This is a genomic window from Streptomyces sp. Root1310, assembly GCF_001426425.1.
Taxonomy (GTDB): Bacteria; Actinomycetota; Actinomycetes; order Streptomycetales; family Streptomycetaceae; genus Streptomyces.
In genome coordinates, this window is record NZ_LMEQ01000006.1 from 126,259 (window position 1) to 145,343 (window position 19,085).

Here is a 19,085-nt window from a genome sequence, read left to right on the forward strand (position 1 = left end):
GCCGGTCAGCCTTCCTGGAGAGTGGTCAGTCCGTGCTCGATGAAGACGGGGACGAGCTCCCCGATGCGGTCGAAGCCGCGCCCGACCGTCTGGCCGAGCGTGTACCGGTAGTGGATGCCCTCCAGGATCACGGCGAGCTTGAACCAGGCGAACGCCGTGTACCAGGAGACCGCCGAGACGTCCCGCCCCGAGCGGGTCGCGTACCGCTCGATCAGCTCGGCGGGCGACGGGTGCCCGGGCGCCGAGGCGGTCGTGGAGATGGGCGAGTTCGGGAGTTCCAGCGGCACGCTGTACATCACCAGCAGGCCCAGGTCGGTCAGTGGGTCGCCGAGCGTCGACATCTCCCAGTCGAGGATCGCCCGGATCCTGTCGTCGGTCCCGATCAGGACGTTGTCGAGCCGGTAGTCGCCGTGCACGACCGCGGGGGCGGCGGAGCGCGGCAGCCCACGGCCGAGCGCCGCGTGCAGCTCGTCGATCCCGGGCAGGTCGCGGCTGCGGGAGGCGTCCAGCTGCTTGCCCCAGCGGCGCAGCTGCCGGTCGAGGAAGCCCTCGGGCCGGCCGAAGTCGGCCAGACCCACCGAGGCGGGGTCCACCGCGTGCAGCTCCACCAGGGTGTCCGCCAGCGACAGGACCGCGTCCCGGGTGCGCCGCTCACCGAGCGGGGCGAGTTCGTCGGCGGTGCGGTAGGGGGTGCCCTCGACGAACTCCATGACGTAGAAGGGCGCTCCGGGCGCCGCCCCGTTGTCGGGGTCCTCGCACAGCAGCACCGGGCGCGGCACCGGCACGCTCGTCGGGTGCAGGGCGCTGATCACCCGGTGCTCGCGCCGCATGTCGTGCGCGGTGGCCAGGACATGCCCGAGCGGAGGGCGCCGCACGACCCACTTCGCGGTGCCGTCGGAGACCGCGTAGGTGAGGTTCGACCGTCCGCCCTCGATCAGCCGGCCGGTGAGGGGACCGTCGACCAGACCGGGACGCTCGCGCTCCAGCAGGGCGCGCAGCCGGTCGAGATCGAGTCCGGGCGGGTGGTCGGGGCTCATGCGCGGCTCCTGCGGAAGGGACGGGTAATCAGCATGCGCACTATGATGCCGACCGGTCGGTATGCCGTCCAGTGGTCACGCCCAACGTGATCGGGGCCACGATAGGCCGAAGGCTCCCCGGGCAGTACCCGGGGAGCCTTCAGGGGCCTTCGTCGGCGCCGGTGTCGGGGCGGTCGGCGGGGCGGTTCCGGGCCGCCGCCCGCCCGGCCGCCCGCCCGCCCGGCCGCCTGCCCGACCGCCCGCCCGGCCGTAGTCCTCCGGGGCCGTCGTCCTCCGGACGCGTCAGTGGTCGTCCCAGTGACCGTCGTGCTCGGCGTGCCGGTGTCCGTCGTGCAGGTAGTCCACGTGGTCGCCGTGGCGCACGCGCGCGTGTCCGCAGTCCTCGCCGTGCCGGTGCTCGTGCCCGTCGTGGGTCACATGCCCGCCCGGCTCGCACTCGTCCCAGTGGCCGCCGTGCTCACGGTGCAGATGTCCGTCGTGGACGTAGTCGACGTGGTCGCCGTGCCGCACCTCGGTGTGCCCGCAGTCCGGGCCGTGCGTGTGGGCGTGGGCGGAGTGCTCGAGATGGAGGGTGGTCATGCTGCTCACCTTCGAAGCCGCGGGGGTGATGACGTCGCACAGGGTGCCACGCGAACTGCGCATATCGGGTCATTCGGCTTGCGTGGCGTCCGGGTACGCCCGAGGGTCGGACCCATGAAGGCCATCAGCTACTCACGCTACGGCGGCCCCGAGACGCTCGTGTACGGGGACGTCCGCGAGCCCAAGATCGGCCCCGACTCGGTGCTGGTGAAGGTCCGGGCGGCGGCCGTGAACCCGGTCGACTGGAAGGCCCGCGAGGGATACCTGGACCCGATGCTCGACGCCGTCTTCCCGGTGATCCCCGGGTGGGACGTCTCGGGGGTCGTCGTGCAGCTCGGGGTGTCCGTCGCGGAGTACGCGGTCGGCGACGAGGTGATCGGCTACGTCCGCGAGGACTTCCTCTCCCGCGGCACCTTCGCCGAGTACGTCGGCGCCCCGGTGCGCACCCTCGCCCGCAAGCCGCGCAACCTCACCTGGGAGGAGGCCGCGGGCCTGCCGCTGACCGGGCTCACCGCCTACCAGGTGCTGAACCGGGCCCTCCAGGTGAAGCGCGGCGAGACGGTCCTCGTCCACGCGGCCGCGGGCGGTGTCGGCTCCATCGCCGTTCAGCTCGCCCGCCATCTGGGCGCCCGGGTGATCGGCACGGCGAGCGAGGCCAACCACGACTTCGTCCGCTCGCTGGGCGGCGAGCCCGTGACCTACGGCGAGGGACTGGCCGAGCGGGTACGCGGGCTGGCCCCCGAGGGGGTGGACGCGGCCTTCGACACGATCGGCGGCGACACGCTGAGGGTCTCCGCCAACCTGCTGGCCCCCGAGGGACGCCTGGCGTCGATCGCCGACGGGGATGTCGTCGGGTACGGCGGCCGGTACTTCTGGGTCCGGCCCGACGCCGACGACCTCACCCGGTTGTCGGAACTGGCCGAACAGGGCGTGGTGTCCGTGCACGTCTCCGACACCTTCCCGCTGGAGCGCGCCGCGGACGCCTACCGGCTCAACGAACAGGGCCGCACCCGGGGCAAGATCGTGGTGACGGTGGACTGGACGGACGAGGCCGCCGAGAACCTGGAGCGGTGAGCCCGGCGGGACCCCCGACGAGGTCCTGGACCACCACGAGGGCGACGAGGTCCCGGACCACCGGTCCCGGACCGCCACGAGGGCGACGGCGGCGTCCTAGACCACCACGAGGGCGACGGCGCACACCGCCGTCGCCACCGCGCACAGGGCCGCCGCCGTGGCGTGCCGCGGGCTGAGGGCCGCCGGGGCCGCGGCGGCGGAGAGGGCGTGGATCCGGCGGTGCGCGAGCAGCAGGAAGGCCAGCCACAGGCCGCAGCACAGCGCACCGGTGACGATCCCGGACACCGACACCCCGCCGTGCAGCGCCGCCTTCGCGGCGAGCACGGCGGCCACCGTGCTCGCCAGCGTCGTACGCCGCCAGGCGAGCCGGGTCCGCTCGGGCTGAAGGCCGGGATCACGCACCGGCCGGTCCGCCTCGTTCACCCCTCCCACCCCACCAGCACCACGACGGCCATCGCCAGGGCCACCACCGCGACCAGTACGCCCAGCAGCGCCGGGAAGCGGGTCGCCGGCAGGTCCTCGCCCCGGCGCATCGCCCGCTCGCAGCGCATCCAGTGGTTGACCGCCCGCAGGGAGCACAGCACACCGGCGGCCAGCAGCGCGAGCGCCAGCCCGACCCGCCAGCCCCAGCGCAGATCCGGCAGGAACTGGTCCACCGCGAAGCCCCCGCCGATCAGCGCGAGCGCGGTGCGCAGCCAGGCGAGGAACGTGCGCTCGTTCGCCAGCGAGAACCGGTAGTCGGGTGTGCGGCCCTCCTCCCGGACCTGCTCGGGGGCGAACCACAACCGGACGTTCCGCACGAACTCGATCACCCGCTCGACCCTACCCGCCGACCGGTCCCCGACCCGTTCCCGAGGCCCGGGGGAGCGGTTCCCGCCCTGCTCAGCCGGTCGCGGGGCGCGCTTTCAGCCGCTCGTACGCCGCCAGTCCGTCCGGCACCCACTCCCAGACGGACAGGCGCCGTTCGACCTCCTCCTCGGGGAGGAACTCGTGCCAGGCCACCTCGTCCGCCTGAGGGTGCACCGGCAGCTCGCAGCGGACCTCGTAGACGGCCGACCACCAGCTCCCGGCGGCACCGGCGTCGTACAGGAACTTGAAGAGGAACTCCGGGCGGGGCAGGCCGCTCACGCCCAGCTCCTCCTCGGCCTCACGCAGCGCGGCGTCGTCGTACGACTCGCCCGCGCCGACCACCCCGCCGACGAACATGTCGTACAGCGAGGGGAAGACCAGCTTGGTCGGGGTGCGGCGGTGGACGAAGACCCGGCCCCCGGCGTCCCTGGCCCGGACGAAGACGCAGCGGTGCCGCAGGCCCTCGGCGTACACCTGCCCGCGAGGGAACTGTCCGACCACCCGGTCGTTCTCGTCGACGATGTCGAGGATCTCGTCAGCAGCGCTCATGGGCCCATCCAAGCAGGCCCGCCACCGGTGCCGGCGGCTACTGGGGCTGGAGGTCCGGGACCCGTTCCCGCGGCGCCGTGCCGCGCGGCATCGCCGGGTGCAGCCCGAGGAGCACGATGCCCGCCACGATCGCCGCGAGCCCCGCCGCCTCCCAGGCCAGCGCGCCGGTGTCGGTGTGCAACCGGTCGCCGAGGAAGCCGACCCCGCAGATGATCCCCGCGAGCGGCTGCGCCGCGGTCAGCGCGGGCAGCGACATCCGCAGGGGTGCCGTCTCGAAGGCGCTCTGGACCAGTACGAGGCCGGTCACGCCGAGCGCGAGCACCGCGTACGGCTGCCAGCCGGTCATCAGCTCGCCGAGGCCGCCGGCCGCGAAACGCTGCCCGCTGACCCTGGTCAGCGCGTCCTGGACGCCGTACAGCAGGCCGGCCGCGAGGGACAGCAGCACCGGGCCGGAACTCAGCCGGGAGCGTTTGGCGTACGTGGTGAGCAGCAGGGCCACGCCGATCATCACCCCGATGATCAGCCAGTGCCGCAGCGGATCCGTGACCGCCGTGCCGCCGCGCGGCTCGCCCGCCACGATGAAGGTGGTCACCCCGCCGGCGAGCAGGAGCAGGCCCGCCCAGCCCTGGCGGCCGAGCGGCTGTTTCGTCTGGTGCCGGGAGAGCGCGAGGGCGAACAGCAGATTCGTCGCGAGCAGGGGCTCCACCAGGGAGATCTCCCCCTGCCCGAGCGCGATCGCGCCCAGCGCCATGCCCGCCACCATGAGTCCGATGCCGCCCAGCCAGCGCGGCACCTTCATCAGGTCGAGCAGCAGCCGCGGTGAGAGGAAGTCGCCGAGCGGCGCCCGCTGGGCCGCGTTCTGCTGGAGGACGAACCCGAAGCCCAGGCAGCAGGCGGCGCTCACGGCGAGTACCAGAACCAGAACCGACACGCTGCCTACCTCGATCATCCGGTCGGACCACGGACGGGATGCGTAGTGGCCGACTGTAGCGTCCCAGCGCCCTCGGCGCCCCGAGTACCCGGAACCGGGCGGTCGACCCGGCCGCGGCACCCGGGAACAGGGCCGGGAACACGGGCGGCCCTATGGCCATGGTGTGGGCTGCGGCCGGGCCGCGCCATGGCGTACGCCACACCGGGACCTCGGGACACCCGGCCGCGGGCGGTCCCACCAGCGCCGCTCCGCCACCGGATTCCAGCCGCCGGGCAAACCCGGCACGCCGCCTGCGAGCCCCGGTCCTGCCCGCACCGCGGCCCCCACCGGGCCTTTCACACGGCCCGCGCCGCCGCGCCCGGTCTGAGAGCCGGGTGAGAAGTCATGACGGAAGTCTGACGGCCGCCCGGGATCCCTGGCCCCGGCAGGCCCCCGGGTGCTCGAATGGAACGGTGAACCCCGAACGATCCGAGCCCGCCGAGCCCTCCGAGGCAGCCGGCCCGGACGCAGCGCCCCCGGAACGCGGCACACCCGTCGGCCGCCGGGTCTTCCTCGGCACGCTCGCCCTCGGCGCCCTGGGGGTCGTCGCGGCGCCCCCGCTCCAGCGCGGCATGGAGGCCTTCCTCGGCAGCGCCGCCGACAAGGACCCCACCGGCCTCACCGGTCTGCTCCCCAACGGCGGCGGCTTCCGCTACTACTCGGTGACGTCCTCGGTCCCGCACAGGAACGTCACGAACTACCGCCTCACCGTGGACGGCCTGGTCGACCGGCCCGCCACCTACACGCTCGCCGATCTCAGGGCCCTGCCCCAGACCCGGATGGTCAAGGACGTCCAGTGCGTCACCGGCTGGCGGGTGCCGGGCACCCCCTTCGAGGGCGTCCGGCTGTCCGCCCTGCTCGACGCGGCCGGAGTCCGCGCCGAGGCCGGCGCGATCCGCTTCACCTGCTTCGACGGCGCCTACACCGAGAGCCTCACCCTCGCCCAGGCCCGTCGCGCCGACGTCCTGGTCGCCCTGCGCATGCAGGACAAGGACCTCGGCCACGACCACGGCGGGCCCGTCCGCCTCTATGTGGCGCCGATGTACTTCTACAAGTCCGCCAAGTGGCTCTCCGGCATCACCGTCACCGAGAAGGTGGAGCCCGGCTACTGGGAGGAGCGTGGCTACGACGTCGACGCCTGGGTCGGCCGCTCGAACGGACGGGACGATGAGCCTACGAGCTGAGGCGCCGCCGGCGACCACGGAGATCCCCCGCTTCACCCGCGCCGAACGGTGGGTGCACCGCACCACGGCCCTGCTGATGGGCGTGTGCGTGGTGACGGCGGCCTTCCTGTACATCCCCGAGTTCGCCCAGCTCGTGGGCCGGCGCGAGCTGGTGGTCCGGGTCCACGAGTGGGCCGGCCTGGCCCTGCCCGTCCCGGTCCTGGCGGGCCTCGCCTCCCGCGCGTTCCGCGCCGACCTGCGCCACCTCAACCGCTTCGGCCCGCACGACCGTCGCTGGCTGGGTGCCGCCCTGCGCCGGGACAAGCGCCGGCAGTCGCGTCCGGCGGCCAAGTTCAACGCCGGACAGAAGATCTACGCGGCCTGGATCGCCGGGGCGACCCTCGTGATGGTCGGTACCGGCCTGCTGATGTGGTTCACCCACCTCACCCCGATCATGTGGCGCACCAGCGCGACCTTCGTCCACGACTGGCTGGCCCTGACGATCGGCGTCGTCCTGGCCGGCCACATCGGCATGGCCCTGGGCGATCCGGAGGCCCGCCGAGGGATGCGCACGGGTTCGGTGAGCCGGGAATGGGCCCGCCGGGAACACCGCCTGTGGCGCCCCTAGCCGACCTCTCACCCCGTCACATCGCCCCGCTCACTTCACCCTGCTCGCCTCACCCCGTTCCCCCCACACTGCTCACCTCACCCCGTTCCCCCCACCCCCGCCCGCTTCACCCGGGCCTTCGATCCCCGAAGTCCAGCAGCACCTTGCAGGAGCGGTCCCGGTCCGCCGCGAGCGCGAACGCCGTCTCCGCGTCCCGGACCGGGACCACCGCGCTGATCAGCGCGTCGAACGAGGGCTCGGCCGCGAGCAGTCGCAGCGCCGTGTCGAACTCCGTGTCGAAGCGGAACGCCCCGCGCAGCTCGATCTCCCGGCTGACCACCAGGTTCCCCGCGAACGGGCTCTGCCCCGGCGGCAGCATGCCCAGCTGCACGACGACCCCGCCGCGCCGCACCAGCCGCAGGCAGCTGTCGAGACCGGCGGCCACCCCGGACGCCTCGACGGCCACGTCCACCTCCGACGGCCATCCGGGATCCGCCGGATCGTCGGCCCGTACGACGGTGTCGGCGCCCACGGCACGGGCGTGGCCGAGCGCGGTGGGCAGCAGATCGGAGACGGTCACCCGGGTCGCGCCGGCCGCCTTCGCCGCCGCGACCACCAGACAGCCGATCGGCCCGGCACCGGTGACCAGGACATGCTGCCCGGACACCGCCCCGGCCCGCCGCACCGCGTGCAATGCCACCGACAGCGGCTCGGCGAGCGCGGCCCGACGCGGGCGGAGCCCTTCCGGGAGCGGCCGCACCTGCCCGACGGGGACGACGACCTCGGCCGCGAAGCCGCCCTGCACGTGCGGTGTCCGGGCCGCGCTGCCGAGGTAGCGGGTGTCCCGGCAGACATGGCGCCGCCCGTCCGCGCACTCCGGGCACACCCCGCAGGGAGTGGCCGGGTGCACGGCGACCGGCGTACCGGCAGGGGGACCCGAGGGACCGGGGGAGCCGTACGCGACGACCGTCCCCACGACCTCGTGTCCCAGCACCATCGGCTCCTTCAGGCGGAAGTCACCGACCCCGCCGTGCCGCCAGTAGTGCAGGTCGGAGCCGCAGATCCCGCCGTAGCGGACGGCGACGAGCACCTCGCCCGGTCCGGGCACCGGCGACGCCAGCTCCTCGACGCGCAGGTCGCCCCGACCGTGGATCACACAACCGAGCATCCCTCGTCACGCTCCTTCAGAGCACACTCGTCATACCGCCGTCGACGTACAGCACCTGTCCGCTGACGAAGTCCGCCGCGGGAGAGGCCAGGAACAGCACCCCGCCCACCAGGTCCTCGGTGCGACCCCACCGCCCGGCCGGGGTACGGCGCCGCACCCATGCGCTGAACTCCTCGTCCCGGACCAGGGGCCCGGTCAGCTCGGTCTCGATGTAGCCCGGACCGAGCCCGTTGACCTGGATGCCGTACGGCCCCCAGTCCGCGCACATGCCCTTGGTGAGCATCTTCAGCGCGCCCTTGGTGGCCGCGTAGGGCGCGATGCCCGGGCGGACCACCTCGCTCTGGAGCGAGCAGATGTTGATGATCTTTCCGTGGCCGCGTGCCGTCATCCCGCGGGCGGCCTCCCGGCCCACCAGGAACGCGCTGGTGAGGTTGGTGTCCAGCAGCCGGTGCCAGTCGGAGTCGGCGAACTCCAGCAGCGGGGCGCGCAGTTGCACACCCGCGTTGTTGACCAGGATGTCGAGCGGACCGACCCGGTCCTCGATCCCGGCGATCCCGGCAGCAACCGAGGAGCCGTCGGTGACGTCGAACACGCTCGTGCGCACCTCGCCGGGCAGTCCGGCGGCCGCCCGCTCCAGACGGTCCGCGTCCCGGCCGTTGAGGACCACCGTGCAGCCGGCCTCCGCGAGGCCCCGGGCCAGCGCCAGCCCGATGCCCCGGCTGGAGCCGGTGACCAGGGCGGTCCGGCCGCTGATGTCGAACAGGGGATGACTCATGGTCGTGGTCCTTCTCCTTCCCGCTCCCGCCGTACCGCTATATGACCAGAGAGAGGAGCAGGACCAGGCCACCGGCGACCACGGAGATGATGGTCTCCATGACCGACCAGGTCTTGATGTTCTGACCGACGCTGAGCCCGAAGTACTCCTTCACCAGCCAGAATCCGGCGTCGTTGACATGGCTGAAGAACAGCGAGCCGGCGCCGATGGCCAGGACCAGCAGGGCGGTGTGCGTGGTCGACATGTCGGCCGCGAGCGGCGCGACCAGGCCGGCCGCCGAGATCGTCGCCACGGTCGCCGAACCGGTCGCCAGCCGGATGGTCACCGCGATCAGCCAGGCCAGCAGCAGCGCCGGGATCGACCAGTCCTCGGAGATGTCCAGCACCATCTGGCCCACGCCGCAGTCGATCAGCGTCTGCTTGAAGCCGCCGCCCGCGCCGACGATCAGCAGGATGCCCGCGATGGGCGCGAGGCCCTTCTCGACCAGCCCCGAGATCCGGTCCTTGGCGAACCCGGCGGGCCGGAGCAGGGTGAAGATGCCGACGAGTACCGCGGTCAGCAGCGCGATCAGCGGGGATCCGACGACGTCGAAGACGCGCTGCACGGTGTGCTCGGGGTCGTCCACGACGATGTCGACCAGCGCCTTGGACAGCATGAGGACGACGGGCAGCAGAATGGTCGCGAGGGTGGCGCCGAAACCGGGCCGCTTCTCCAGGTCCTCGGAGGGCCGCTGGGGGATCATGCGGTCGGGAGCGGGGACGTCGACCCAGCGGGCGGCGACCCGCGAGAACAGCGGACCCGCGACGACGACCGTCGGGACGGCGACGAGCACGCCGAGCGCCAGGGTGACACCCAGGTTGGCGCCGACCGCGTCGATCGCGACCAGCGGACCGGGATGCGGCGGGACGAGGCCGTGCATCACCGACAGACCGGCCAGCGCCGGGATGCCGATCCGCATGAGCGAGTAGTTGCCCCGCTTGGCGACCATCAGCACGACGGGGATCAGCAGCACCACGCCCACCTCGAAGAACAGCGGCAGACCGATCACCGAGGCGATGAGCACCATCGCCCACGGCATCGAGCGGCCGCCCGCCTTCGCGAGGATCGTGTCCACGATCTGGTCGGCGCCGCCGGAGTCCGCGAGCATCTTGCCGAGGATCGCGCCCAGCGCGATCAGCACGCCCACCCCGGCGACGGTGGCGCCGAGCCCGGTGGTGAAGGAGGCGATGGCCTTGTCCAGCGGCGCCCCGGCGAACGCGCCCAGCGCGAGCGAGCCGATGGTCAGCGCCAGGAAGGCGTGGAGCTTGAACCGGGTGATGAGCAGGACGATCACGGCGATGCCCGCCAGAACGGCGATGCCCAGCTGCGCGTGGCCGGCCGAGGTGATCGGCTCGACGGCGTCCGCTGCCAGCATCTCGACACTGAGTCTGGTCACGGGTGGATTCCCTTGCAGGTCATGGGGACGGGGAGGGAGGAACGAGGTGTTCAGGCAGGCTGGGGAAGCGCGTCGAGCGCGGCCACGGCCCGCCCGGTGATGGACTCCGGGCTGCCGGAGACGTCGACGACGACGCCCGCCTCGTCCGCCTGGAGCGGCTGGAGCGTGGCGAACTGGGAGTCGAGCAGCGCGGTCGGCATGAAGTGGCCCTGCCGGTGCGCCATGCGGTCCTCGATCAGCGCGCGGTCGCCCGCGAGATGCACGAAGACGACCCCGGGAGCCGTCGCCCGCAGCCGGTCGCGGTACGACCGCTTCAGTGCCGAGCAGCTGACGACCCCGCCGAGTCCGGCCCGCGCGTCCGCCCAGCCGCCGATGGCGTCCAGCCAGGGCCGGCGGTCGTCGTCGTCGAGCGGGGTGCCGGCCGACATCTTGTCGATATTGGCCTGCGGGTGGAAGTCGTCGCCCTCGGCGTACGGAACACCCAACCGGGCGGCGAGCAGGGGACCGATGGTGGTCTTGCCCGTGCCGGCGACGCCCATCACCACGACGACATGGGGGGTACGCATCTCTGCCTCGCTGTCTGCCTCGACGTCTGACGCCAACGGACGCCGACGACACTGAAACCGATTAGGTACGACGAATTCAAGAGTGTGTGACAAATAAGTCTGACTTTTTGGCTCCGTGATCTACCCCGTACTCTGAGTGCATGACCACTCCGGGCCGGGGTCTGCACGGCCGAGTACTGGACGCCCTGGGCCCCGCCATCACCGCGGGTGAGTACCCGCCGGGCAGTGTTCTGCGCACCGACGAACTGGCCCAGCGCTTCGACGTCTCCCGCTCGGTGATGCGCGAGGCCGTCCGCGTCCTGGAGTCGATGCACCTGGTCGAGTCCCGCCGCCGCGTGGGCGTGACGGTCCGCCCCCGGGCCGCGTGGAACGTCTACGACCCGCAGGTCATCCGCTGGCGGCTGGCCGGCGCCGACCGCCCGCACCAGCTGCGCTCGCTCACCGTCCTGCGCTCGGCGATCGAGCCGGTCGCGGCGGGCCTGGCGGCGACACACGCCACGGCGGAGCAGTGTGCCGAACTCACGGAGTGCGCGCTCGGCATGGTGACCAACTCACGCGGCCACCGGCTGGAGGCGTACCTCGTCCACGACGTCGCCTTCCACCGGGTGATCCTCGCCGCCTCGGGCAACGAGATGTTCGCCCGCCTCGGCGACGTCGTCGCGGAGGTCCTGGCGGGCCGCACCCATCACGAGGTCATGTTCGAGGACCCCGACCCCGCCGCCGTCACCCTTCACGTCCAGGTCGCGGAGGCGGTCCGCGAGGGCGACGCGGCCCGCGCGGAACGACTGACCCGGGAGATCACGGTCGGCGCCCTCCAGGAACTGGACATCCTGGCGCCCTAGCGGCTCATTCCGAGCCCTCCGGGAACTCCCCGTCCACGTACACCCACGCCCCGGCCACCCGCTCGAAGCGGCTGCGCTCGTGCAGCGCGCCGCCCCGGTAGGAGGCCCGGAACTCCACGGTCCCGGTCGTGTGGAAGGCGCTCCCGTCCGCCGTCCCGAGAATCTCCAGGCCCGTCCACCGCATCCCCGGATCGAGCTCGAGCCGCTCCGGCCGCGTCCGCGGATGCCACGTCCGCAGCAGATACCCCACGTCCCCCCGCACGAAGGCGCTGTACCGCGACCGCATGAGCTCCTCGGCGGTCGGCGCGGAGCCGCCACCCGCGTGGAAACGGCCGCAGCAGGCCTCGTAGGCCGCGGGCAGCCCGCACGGGCAGCCGACGGGGGAAGTGCGCGGGCGGGCGTTGCGTCGGGCCATGGCCCCATTGTGCCCGCCCCGCCGATCACTTCTGCCGGGGGGGCGCAGCGCCCCGCGAGAGGGAGGTGGGGAACCGCGCGATCGGTCCCCACCGGCCCGCAGGCCGAACACCGCGCCCGCCGGCTCACCACCGGTCGGCTCACCACCGGTCGGCTCACCACCGGTCGGTTCGTCGCCGCGAGCACAGCGGAGCGCCTACGCCGACTCCGCGCCGCGCCCCACCGACGGGACCGGCAGCGGCGGCAGCGCCGTGCCGTGCACCCATGCCTCGAACAGGTCGTCCAGGGGCTCCGGTGCGAACCGGGCCACGTGCGCGGTCAGCGTCGACGTTGTCACCGAACCGCCCCGGTGCAGCCCGAGCCAGGCGCGCAGCATCCGGAAGAAGGCGTCGTCGCCGAGCGCGCAGCGCAGCGCGTGCACGGTCAGCCCGCCGCGCTCGTAGAGCCGGTCGTCGAACATCGACTTGCGGCCGGGGTCGGCGAGGCGCAGGTCCTGCGGCAGCGAGGCCAGTGACCGGTGCGCGACCGCGGCGAGCTGCTGCGCGCTGCGCCCGCCCGACCGCTCCGACCACAGCCACTCCGCGTACTTCGCGAACCCCTCGTTCAGCCAGATGTGCCGCCAGTCGGCGATGGACACACTGTTGCCGAACCACTGGTGCGCCAGCTCGTGCGCCACCAGCCGCTCCGAACCCCGCGCGCCGTCCACGTGGTTGGCGCCGAACAGCGACAACCCCTGCGCCTCGACGGGGACATCGAGCTCCTCCTCGGTCACCACGACCGCGTACTCGTCGAACGGGTAGGGCCCGAAGAGCTGTTGGAAGAGGTGCATCATGCCGGGCTGTCGCGCGAAGTCCCGCGAGAACTCCGCCAGCAGCTCCGCCGGGATGTGCCCGTGCTGGGGGATGCCCCCGAGCCCCGGGTCGCCCAGCAGCACGGTCTGGTACTTCCCGATCGACAGGCCGACCAGATAGCTCGACGTCGGCGCCGCCTGCTCGTACACCCACGTGGTCGTCGAGGCCTTCGTGGTCCGCGTCAGCAGCCGGCCGCCCGCCACCACCGAGTACGCCGACGGCGTCGTGACCGATATCAGGTACGACGCCTTGTCCGCGGGCCGGTCGTTGCACGGGTACCAGGAGGGCGCCCCGACGGGCTGGCTGGCCACCAGCGCCCCGTCGCCCAGCTCCTCCCAGCCGAGGCCGCCCCAGGGGCTGTTCACCGGCTTGGGGTTGCCCGACCAGTGCACCTCGACGGTGAAGGCGGCCCCGGCGCGCAGCGGCTTGGCCGGCCGGACGCGCAGCCGGCCGCCGCGGTGGGTGTAGTGCGTGGGCCGGCCGTCCACCCGGACCCGGCCGATCTTGAAGTCGGCCAGGTTCAGCTGGAACTCCGGCAGGGCCGAGCGTCCCACGATGGCGTTGATCCGCGCCGCCCCCGACAGCCGGTTCGGGGCGGGCCGGTAGTCCAGCGTGAGCTCGTAGCGGTGCACCCGGTAACGGGAATCACCGTTCGCCGGGAAATACGGATCCGGCCCGACCGCCTGCTGAACTGCCACGTCCCCGTCCGCTCCCTGACCTGTGCTCGAACCACCCGCCGCCGGTGCACCGCCCACCGACTGCGAGTAGCCCCTTCTCAGGGACGCCATGCCTCGATCGGATTGCCGAGCCAGCGGGTGTCGTCCGGGACGGACTCCGCGGCCATGACGAGCGACGCGGGACCCAGGGTCGTCCGGGCCCCGATCGTGCTGCCGGGCAGCACGATCCCGCCAGGGCCCAGCGTGGCACCCTCACGGAGGACCACAGTATCCGTCCGCAAGATCCGGTCGTGGAAGAGGTGAGTCTGCAGGACGCACCCACGGTTCACCGTCGCCCCGTCCTCGAGGGTCACCAGGTCCGACTCGGGCAGCCAGTAGCTCTCCACCCACACGCCCTTGCCGATCCGCGCGCCGAGCCCGCGCAGCCACGCCGTCATCACCGGCGTGCCCGGCACGGCGCCCGCCAGCCACGGCACCGCCACGACCTCCACGAACGTGTCCGCCAGCTCGTTGCGCCACACGAAGCCCGACCACAGCGGATGCTCGCCGCTGCGATGCCGTCCGACGAGCAGCCACTTGGCGGCGATCGACACGACGGCCGCCGCGCCCCCCGCCCCGAGCAGGACGAGCCCGGCCAGCAGCGGCGCCCGGACGCCCAGCGCGCACAGCGCGGCCACGGTCAGCACGGCAAGTCCCGCCGAGCAGAACACCGGCACGATCCGGCACAGCTCCACCAGGGCGCGCGCCCACAGCAGCCGCGCGGGCGGCTCGTACGTCCGGCTCTGGTCGCCGTCGGTCGTGTTCCGCGGCAGCTTCACCGGCGGCAGCCCCAGGTAGGAGCTGCCCTTCTTCGCCTTCTTCGGCGTCGCCGACAGCACCCCCACCAGGCCGCCGTCCGGCACGCTCCGCCCCGGCCCGGTCATCCCTGAGTTGCCGAGGAACGCCCGCCGCCCGATCTCCGCCCGCCCGATCCGCATCCAGCCGCCGCCGAGCTCGTACGGCGCGGTCAGTGTGTCGTCGGCGAGGAACGCGCCCTCGCCGACCGTGGTCAGGCTGGGCAGCGCGAGGACGGTCGACACCTCGGCGCCCTTGCCGATCCGCATCCCGAGCAACCGCAGCCACACCGGCGTGACCAGCCCCGCGTACAGCGGGAAGAGGGTCTCGCGAGAGTGGTCCATGAGCTGCGTGACGGTCCAGGCCTGCCAGCCGATCCTGCTGTGCGTGGGATGCGTGCCCTCGCGCAGACCGATGCTCAGCAGCCGGACGGCGACCAGCAGCAGCACGGCGTACGCCAGACCGAACGAGAGCGTGGCCGGGACCAGGGCGAGCGCGGCGCCCCGCAGTGCCTCACCGAGCCCGCCGCCGGGGGCCACGAAGAGGCTCGCCACCAGCAGGGCAGCCCCGGCCGCCAGCACCGGCAGCGAGGTCAGCGCGAAACCGGACAGGCCGTACAGCACACGCCAGGACGTGCCGCGCCCCGGCCGCTCCTTGGGCCAGTTGCGCTTGGCCTTGCCGAGCTTGACCGCGGGCGCGCCCGCCCACCGCTGACCGGTGGGAACCTGACCCGTGACCGCGGAACCCGGCGCCACCTCGGCCCGCTTGCCGACCCGGGCGCCGGGGAAGAGCATGCTGCGCGTGCCGACGACGGCGTGCGCGCCCACCTTGACCGTGCCGAGCTCCAGCCGGTCGCCGTCCAGCCACCAGCCGGACAGATCCACCTCGGACTCCACGGCCGCGCCCCGGCCCAGCTTCAGCATGCCGGTCACCGGCGGCAGCGAGTGCAGGTCCACGTCCGGCCCGACCTTGGCCCCCAGGGCCCGCGCGTAGCGCTCCAGCCAGGACCCGGTCAGCGAGGTCGCCCCGCTGAACTCGGCCAGCCGCTCCGCCGTCCACAGCCGCAGATGGACGCCGCCACCACGCGCGTGACGTCCCGGCCGCACACCGCGCAGCAGCAGCCGTGCCCCGCCCGCGGCGATCGCGAGCCGTCCGGGCGGGCTGAAGAGCAGCAGCGCGGCGGAGACGACCAGCCACCACGGGGCGGTCGGCAGCCAGGCGTACCCGGGCAGCAGATTGCCGGCGGCGACCAGCGGCACCGTCCAGCGCAGCCCCAGCAGGGTGAACAGCGGTACGAGCAGCAGCGTCTGGATCACCTTGGCGCGCGCGGGAACCGGGGCGATGACGCGGGTCGCCCCGTCGTCCTGCGCCGACCTCTCCAGATGCCGGGCCAGCTTGCGCAGGGTGGGCTGCTGGTAGATGTCGAGGACGGCCGCGCTGGGATAGCGGGTGCGCAGCCGTGTCGTCAGCTGGGCGGCGGCGAGACTGCTGCCGCCGATCGCGAAGAAGTCGTCCCGGGCACTGCCCACGGGGATGCCGAGGACCTCGGTCCACTGCTCCGCCAGCCAGGCCTCGGTGCCGTACAACTGCTCGGCCGGGCCGCCCGTCTCCACACCCTCCAGGGGCCAGGGCAGGGCGTTGCGGTCGACCTTGCCCGAGGTGCGGGTCGGCAGCTCGGCCACCGGGGCGAGCAGCGGTACGAGGGCGGCCGGCAGCTCGGCGCGCAGCCGCCGCACGGCGGCCGCCTGGTCCCAGCCGTCCTGCGTCACGACGTATCCGACCAGGAGCTGGTTGCCGCTGCGGGCGGTCCGCACGGCGGCGGCGGCCCCCGCGACACCCGGCAGTGCCTGGAGTGCCGCGTCCACCTCGCCCAGCTCGATCCGCCGCCCGCCGAGCTTGATCTGCTCGTCGGCCCGCCCGAGGAAGACGAGCCCCCCGGCGTCGGCGCGCACCAGGTCGCCGCTGCGGTACGCCCGCTCCCAGCCCAGCGACTTCAGCGGCGCGTACTTCTCCGCGTCCTTCTCGGCATCGAGATACCGCGCGAGTCCGACCCCGCCGATCACCAGCTGTCCGCTGCCGCCCAGCGGCACCGGCTCCCCGGCCTCGTCCACCACCGCCAGCTCCCAGCCCCTGAGCGGCAGCCCGATCCGGATCGGCTCCTCGCCGGACATCAGGGAGGCACAGGCGACGACGGTGGCCTCGGTCGGCCCGTACGTGTTCCAGACCTCCCGTCCCTCCGTCACCAGCCGCTGCACCAGCTCGGGCGGGCAGGCCTCACCGCCGAAGATCAGCAGCCGTACGTCGTTGAGGGTCTCGGGCTCCCACAGCGCGGCCAGTGTCGGCACCGTGGAGACGACCGTGATCTCCTGCTCGACCAGCCAGGGCCCCAGATCGGCGCCGCTGCGGACCTGGGAGCGGGGCACGGGCACCAGACAGGCCCCGTAGCGCCAGGCCAGCCACATCTCCTCGCAGGAGGCGTCGAAGGCCACGGAGAGCCCGGCCATGACCCGGTCGACGGGTCCGATCGGCTCATCGGCGAGGAACAGCGCGGCCTCGGCGTCCACGAAGGCGGCGGCGCTGCGGTGACTGACGGCGACGCCCTTGGGCTTGCCGGTCGAGCCGGAGGTGAAGATGATCCAGGCGTCGTGCTCGGTGCCGGGCCGGGCGGCGGCCGACGTCGGCGTGCCGTGGACGGTGATCTCGTGCCCGGCGCCGACGACGGCCCGTACGTCCGCCTCCCCGAAGACCAGCTCGGCCCGCTCGTCGGGGTCCTCGGCGTCCACCGGGACATAGGCCGCGCCGACGGCGAGGACGGCGAGGATCGCCACGTAGAGGTCGTTGGTGCCGGAAGGGACCCGGATGCCCACCCGGTCGCCGAGCCCGACCCCGGCGGCGGAGAGCCGGCGCCGGAGGTTCTCCACCTCGACGGCGAGGGCGCGGTAGGTGAGGGTCGTGCTGCCGTCGTCCAGGGCGAGCTCGTCCGGGAACGACCGCACGGACGCGTCGAAGATGTCGACGAGGGTGCGGGGGGAGGTGGCGGGGCCGCCGGAGAAGCGGGCGGTGTCGCCGAGTTGTGCGCGGATTTCTTCGTCGAGCAGGCCGAGAGCACTGCTCTCGTCGATGGCTGCCATCGGTCCTCGCGTCTCGATCCCGGAAGCCTCCGGGGAGCCGGCGGGCCCGCAGGTCTGCCTGGGGTTGTCCGGTCCAGCTCCGTAACAAGCCGGAAATTTTAGTACGACGCTAGGCGCGCCCGGGGGGCCCGGCCACCCGGGAAGGCCGTCCGGGGCGCCGAGGAAGATCAACGGCACCGTTCTGACCTGGAGGCTTCGCGCTGCGGCGAGACTTGCCCCACATCGGCGGGAAGGACGCCTTCGCCGACCTGATGTCCCGGTTTGAGCTGCGCACCCTGAGCGCGGTCGGCGTCGACGACGAAGGGTGCGCACACCGCGTGTCGGCGGCGGCCTCGTTGCGGAGCGCCGAGGGGCCGCGTCCCGTGGGCGACCCGCTCCGTGGCCGCTTCCGGCAGCCGCCCGGCCGATCAGGCCGGGCGCGGCACGGCCGGGACGCGGTGCGGCGGGGGCATGGCTCGCGCTTCCGCCCGGCCACTGCCGCACCGACGGCAGGCCGGTGGCCCGACCCGCGCAGGCCGGTGGCCCGACCCGCGCCCCGGAGTCCTCGCGCGCGGCTCCGGCAGTCGTATGGTTCATGGTGTTTTATGGTGAATCGAGGAGCATGCCCCTACCGGAGGTGCAATGATGCGCGCCGCGGCAGCGATCGGCTCTCTGACTGTCGGCCTGGCGCTCATCGTCGCGACATCGGCCTGTGACCAGGGCGGGTCGCAGTCGCCGAATGCCCACTACGGCGACTGCCCGATCTCGGGACATTACGGGGAGTTCCACCTGTCACCCGAGACGGCGGGCGCCCTCACGGTCAAAACCACCCTGCCCGCGCCCGGCTGGTGGAACGGCCGCACGCCGGACTCCATCAAGAGCGGCTACGAGTACTGCATGGCCGCCAACATCGCCTATCGATCCGGGCTCGACCGGGTGAAGGTCGAGAACGCCCCTTTTCCGGAGGTCGTGTCCGGCCGGACCAAGGACTTCGACCTGGCCCTGGCGCAGATCACGATCACCCCGGAACGGAGCAAGGTGGCCGAGTTCTCCCCGCCCTACCTCTCCTCGACCCTGGGAGTGCTGATCAGGGACGAGGAGAAGATCGACGAAGCCGACATCCGTGACGTCCGCATCGGAGTGGCCGAGGGCACCACGGGCGAGGAGTTCGTCAAGAAGCGCCTCAAGCCGACCAAGCCCGTCACCGCGTTCCCCAACGACCCGGAGATGGTCACGGCGCTGGAGGAGGGACGCATCGACGCGGTCGTCCACGACACGACGATCCTGCTGGCGTATCCCCAGAAGCGGGAGGGCAAGGTGCGTCTCGTGGGCCAGTACAGGACCGACCAGGGTTACGGCGCCCTCTACCCGAAGGGCTCACCCGAAAAGGACGAGCTGGACCGGATCATCAGGCAGCTGATCGACGACGGAACGCTCACCAAGCTGTCGGCCGTCTATCTGGGGGCCGCCTTCGGCCAGGACCCGGCCAAGATCCCGTACTTCACGGTCGGCGGCGGCTCCTGAACGCTCCGGGTGTCCCGCGCGCGGCGCCCGACGCGCCCCGCGCGGGACACCCGGAGCGGCG

The 19,085-nt window shown here is 73.0% G+C and carries 18 protein-coding genes; 5 read left to right on the forward strand and 13 right to left on the reverse strand.

Features of this window, described 5'->3' with window-relative positions; genetic code table 11:
* Positions 1-5: 5 nt before the first annotated feature.
* Complete coding sequence (locus ASD48_RS15110; protein ID WP_057602103.1) at positions 6-1,037, reverse strand: phosphotransferase family protein; 1,032 nt, start codon at positions 1,035-1,037, stop codon at positions 6-8.
* A 282-nt stretch (positions 1,038-1,319) separates the two neighbouring features.
* Entirely contained in the window at positions 1,320-1,616 is a 297-nt protein-coding gene (locus ASD48_RS15115) for a hypothetical protein (protein ID WP_057602164.1), read from the reverse strand.
* A 114-nt stretch (positions 1,617-1,730) separates the two neighbouring features.
* Here ASD48_RS15115 and ASD48_RS15120 point away from each other — a divergent pair, with 114 nt between their 5' ends.
* A complete protein-coding gene (locus ASD48_RS15120) occupies positions 1,731-2,690 on the forward strand; it encodes an NADP-dependent oxidoreductase (protein WP_057602104.1) in 960 nt (319 codons plus the stop codon).
* A gap of 96 nt (positions 2,691-2,786) precedes the next feature.
* Here the strand turns inward: ASD48_RS15120 and ASD48_RS15125 are convergent, their stop codons facing one another.
* From ASD48_RS15125 to ASD48_RS15140, 4 genes are all read right to left on the reverse strand, one after another.
* Complete coding sequence (locus tag ASD48_RS15125; protein WP_057602105.1) at positions 2,787-3,113, reverse strand: DUF202 domain-containing protein; 327 nt, start codon at positions 3,111-3,113, stop codon at positions 2,787-2,789.
* Complete coding sequence (locus ASD48_RS15130; protein ID WP_057602106.1) at positions 3,110-3,502, reverse strand: DUF202 domain-containing protein; 393 nt, start codon at positions 3,500-3,502, stop codon at positions 3,110-3,112. Before ASD48_RS15130 ends, ASD48_RS15125 begins: the two co-directional genes overlap by 4 nt.
* Positions 3,503-3,572: 70 nt before the next feature.
* The gene (locus ASD48_RS15135) at positions 3,573-4,088 is read right to left on the reverse strand and encodes an NUDIX domain-containing protein (protein ID WP_057602107.1); all 516 of its coding nucleotides are present in this window, start codon (positions 4,086-4,088) and stop codon (positions 3,573-3,575) included.
* Between the two features lie 37 nt (positions 4,089-4,125).
* Positions 4,126-5,019: a DMT family transporter gene (locus tag ASD48_RS15140; protein ID WP_057602165.1), complete on the reverse strand. Its 894-nt coding sequence runs from the start codon at positions 5,017-5,019 to the stop codon at positions 4,126-4,128.
* Positions 5,020-5,471: 452 nt separating this feature from the next.
* On the opposite strand from ASD48_RS15140, the gene ASD48_RS15145 reads away from it, so the two are divergent.
* Entirely contained in the window at positions 5,472-6,242 is a 771-nt protein-coding gene (locus ASD48_RS15145; RefSeq protein ID WP_057602108.1) for a molybdopterin-dependent oxidoreductase, read from the forward strand.
* Positions 6,226-6,849, forward strand: a complete 624-nt coding sequence (locus ASD48_RS15150; protein ID WP_057602109.1) for a cytochrome b/b6 domain-containing protein — start codon at positions 6,226-6,228, stop codon at positions 6,847-6,849. The genes ASD48_RS15145 and ASD48_RS15150 overlap by 17 nt, the downstream gene beginning before the upstream one ends.
* Positions 6,850-6,955: 106 nt before the next feature.
* Here ASD48_RS15150 and ASD48_RS15155 read toward each other — a convergent pair whose 3' ends face one another.
* The 4 genes from ASD48_RS15155 to ASD48_RS15170 are packed head-to-tail and all read right to left on the reverse strand — an operon-like array spanning position 6,956 to position 10,772.
* Positions 6,956-7,996: an L-idonate 5-dehydrogenase gene (locus ASD48_RS15155; protein WP_057602110.1), complete on the reverse strand. Its 1,041-nt coding sequence runs from the start codon at positions 7,994-7,996 to the stop codon at positions 6,956-6,958.
* 16 nt (positions 7,997-8,012) lie between these two features.
* On the reverse strand, positions 8,013-8,771 hold the full coding sequence (locus ASD48_RS15160; RefSeq protein WP_057602111.1) for an SDR family oxidoreductase: 759 nt from the start codon (positions 8,769-8,771) through the stop codon (positions 8,013-8,015).
* Positions 8,772-8,808: 37 nt separating this feature from the next.
* On the reverse strand, positions 8,809-10,206 hold the full coding sequence (locus ASD48_RS15165) for a gluconate:H+ symporter (RefSeq protein WP_057602112.1): 1,398 nt from the start codon (positions 10,204-10,206) through the stop codon (positions 8,809-8,811).
* 50 nt (positions 10,207-10,256) lie between these two features.
* A complete protein-coding gene (locus tag ASD48_RS15170) occupies positions 10,257-10,772 on the reverse strand; it encodes a gluconokinase (protein WP_057602113.1) in 516 nt (171 codons plus the stop codon).
* Positions 10,773-10,912: 140 nt separating this feature from the next.
* Here ASD48_RS15170 and ASD48_RS15175 point away from each other — a divergent pair, with 140 nt between their 5' ends.
* On the forward strand, positions 10,913-11,614 hold the full coding sequence (locus tag ASD48_RS15175; protein WP_057602114.1) for a FadR/GntR family transcriptional regulator: 702 nt from the start codon (positions 10,913-10,915) through the stop codon (positions 11,612-11,614).
* Between the two features lie 4 nt (positions 11,615-11,618).
* On the opposite strand, the gene ASD48_RS15180 is transcribed toward ASD48_RS15175, so the two are convergent.
* The 3 genes from ASD48_RS15180 to ASD48_RS15190 form a co-directional block, all read right to left on the reverse strand.
* Positions 11,619-12,029, reverse strand: coding sequence for a YchJ family protein (locus tag ASD48_RS15180; protein ID WP_057602115.1), 411 nt, complete (start codon positions 12,027-12,029; stop codon positions 11,619-11,621).
* A 195-nt stretch (positions 12,030-12,224) separates the two neighbouring features.
* Positions 12,225-13,577 (reverse strand): M1 family metallopeptidase, encoded by a 1,353-nt coding sequence (locus tag ASD48_RS15185; protein ID WP_057602116.1) that lies wholly within the window; start codon positions 13,575-13,577, stop codon positions 12,225-12,227.
* Between the two features lie 77 nt (positions 13,578-13,654).
* The gene (locus ASD48_RS15190) at positions 13,655-17,521 is read right to left on the reverse strand and encodes a Pls/PosA family non-ribosomal peptide synthetase (RefSeq protein WP_057602117.1); all 3,867 of its coding nucleotides are present in this window, start codon (positions 17,519-17,521) and stop codon (positions 13,655-13,657) included.
* Between the two features lie 624 nt (positions 17,522-18,145).
* Between ASD48_RS15190 and ASD48_RS15195 the strand changes: the two genes are divergently transcribed.
* Positions 18,146-19,024, forward strand: coding sequence for an ABC transporter substrate-binding protein (locus ASD48_RS15195; protein ID WP_242432593.1), 879 nt, complete (start codon positions 18,146-18,148; stop codon positions 19,022-19,024).
* Positions 19,025-19,085 lie beyond the last annotated feature (61 nt).

Excerpts from the sequence above, each read along its gene's own strand:
- ASD48_RS15170 (WP_057602113.1), bottom strand. The coding sequence starts at position 10,772 with ATGCGTACCCCCCATGTCGTCGTGGTGATGGGCGTCGCCGGCACGGGC.
- ASD48_RS15120 (WP_057602104.1), top strand. The coding sequence starts at position 1,731 with ATGAAGGCCATCAGCTACTCACGCTACGGCGGCCCCGAGACGCTCGTG.
- ASD48_RS15180 (WP_057602115.1), bottom strand. The coding sequence starts at position 12,029 with ATGGCCCGACGCAACGCCCGCCCGCGCACTTCCCCCGTCGGCTGCCCG.
- ASD48_RS15175 (WP_057602114.1), top strand. The coding sequence starts at position 10,913 with ATGACCACTCCGGGCCGGGGTCTGCACGGCCGAGTACTGGACGCCCTG.
- ASD48_RS15195 (WP_242432593.1), top strand. The coding sequence starts at position 18,146 with ATGCGCGCCGCGGCAGCGATCGGCTCTCTGACTGTCGGCCTGGCGCTC.
- ASD48_RS15135 (WP_057602107.1), bottom strand. The coding sequence starts at position 4,088 with ATGAGCGCTGCTGACGAGATCCTCGACATCGTCGACGAGAACGACCGG.
- ASD48_RS15190 (WP_057602117.1), bottom strand. The coding sequence starts at position 17,521 with ATGGCAGCCATCGACGAGAGCAGTGCTCTCGGCCTGCTCGACGAAGAA.
- ASD48_RS15150 (WP_057602109.1), top strand. The coding sequence starts at position 6,226 with ATGAGCCTACGAGCTGAGGCGCCGCCGGCGACCACGGAGATCCCCCGC.
- ASD48_RS15115 (WP_057602164.1), bottom strand. The coding sequence starts at position 1,616 with ATGACCACCCTCCATCTCGAGCACTCCGCCCACGCCCACACGCACGGC.
- ASD48_RS15110 (WP_057602103.1), bottom strand. The coding sequence starts at position 1,037 with ATGAGCCCCGACCACCCGCCCGGACTCGATCTCGACCGGCTGCGCGCC.
- ASD48_RS15160 (WP_057602111.1), bottom strand. The coding sequence starts at position 8,771 with ATGAGTCATCCCCTGTTCGACATCAGCGGCCGGACCGCCCTGGTCACC.
- ASD48_RS15155 (WP_057602110.1), bottom strand. The coding sequence starts at position 7,996 with ATGCTCGGTTGTGTGATCCACGGTCGGGGCGACCTGCGCGTCGAGGAG.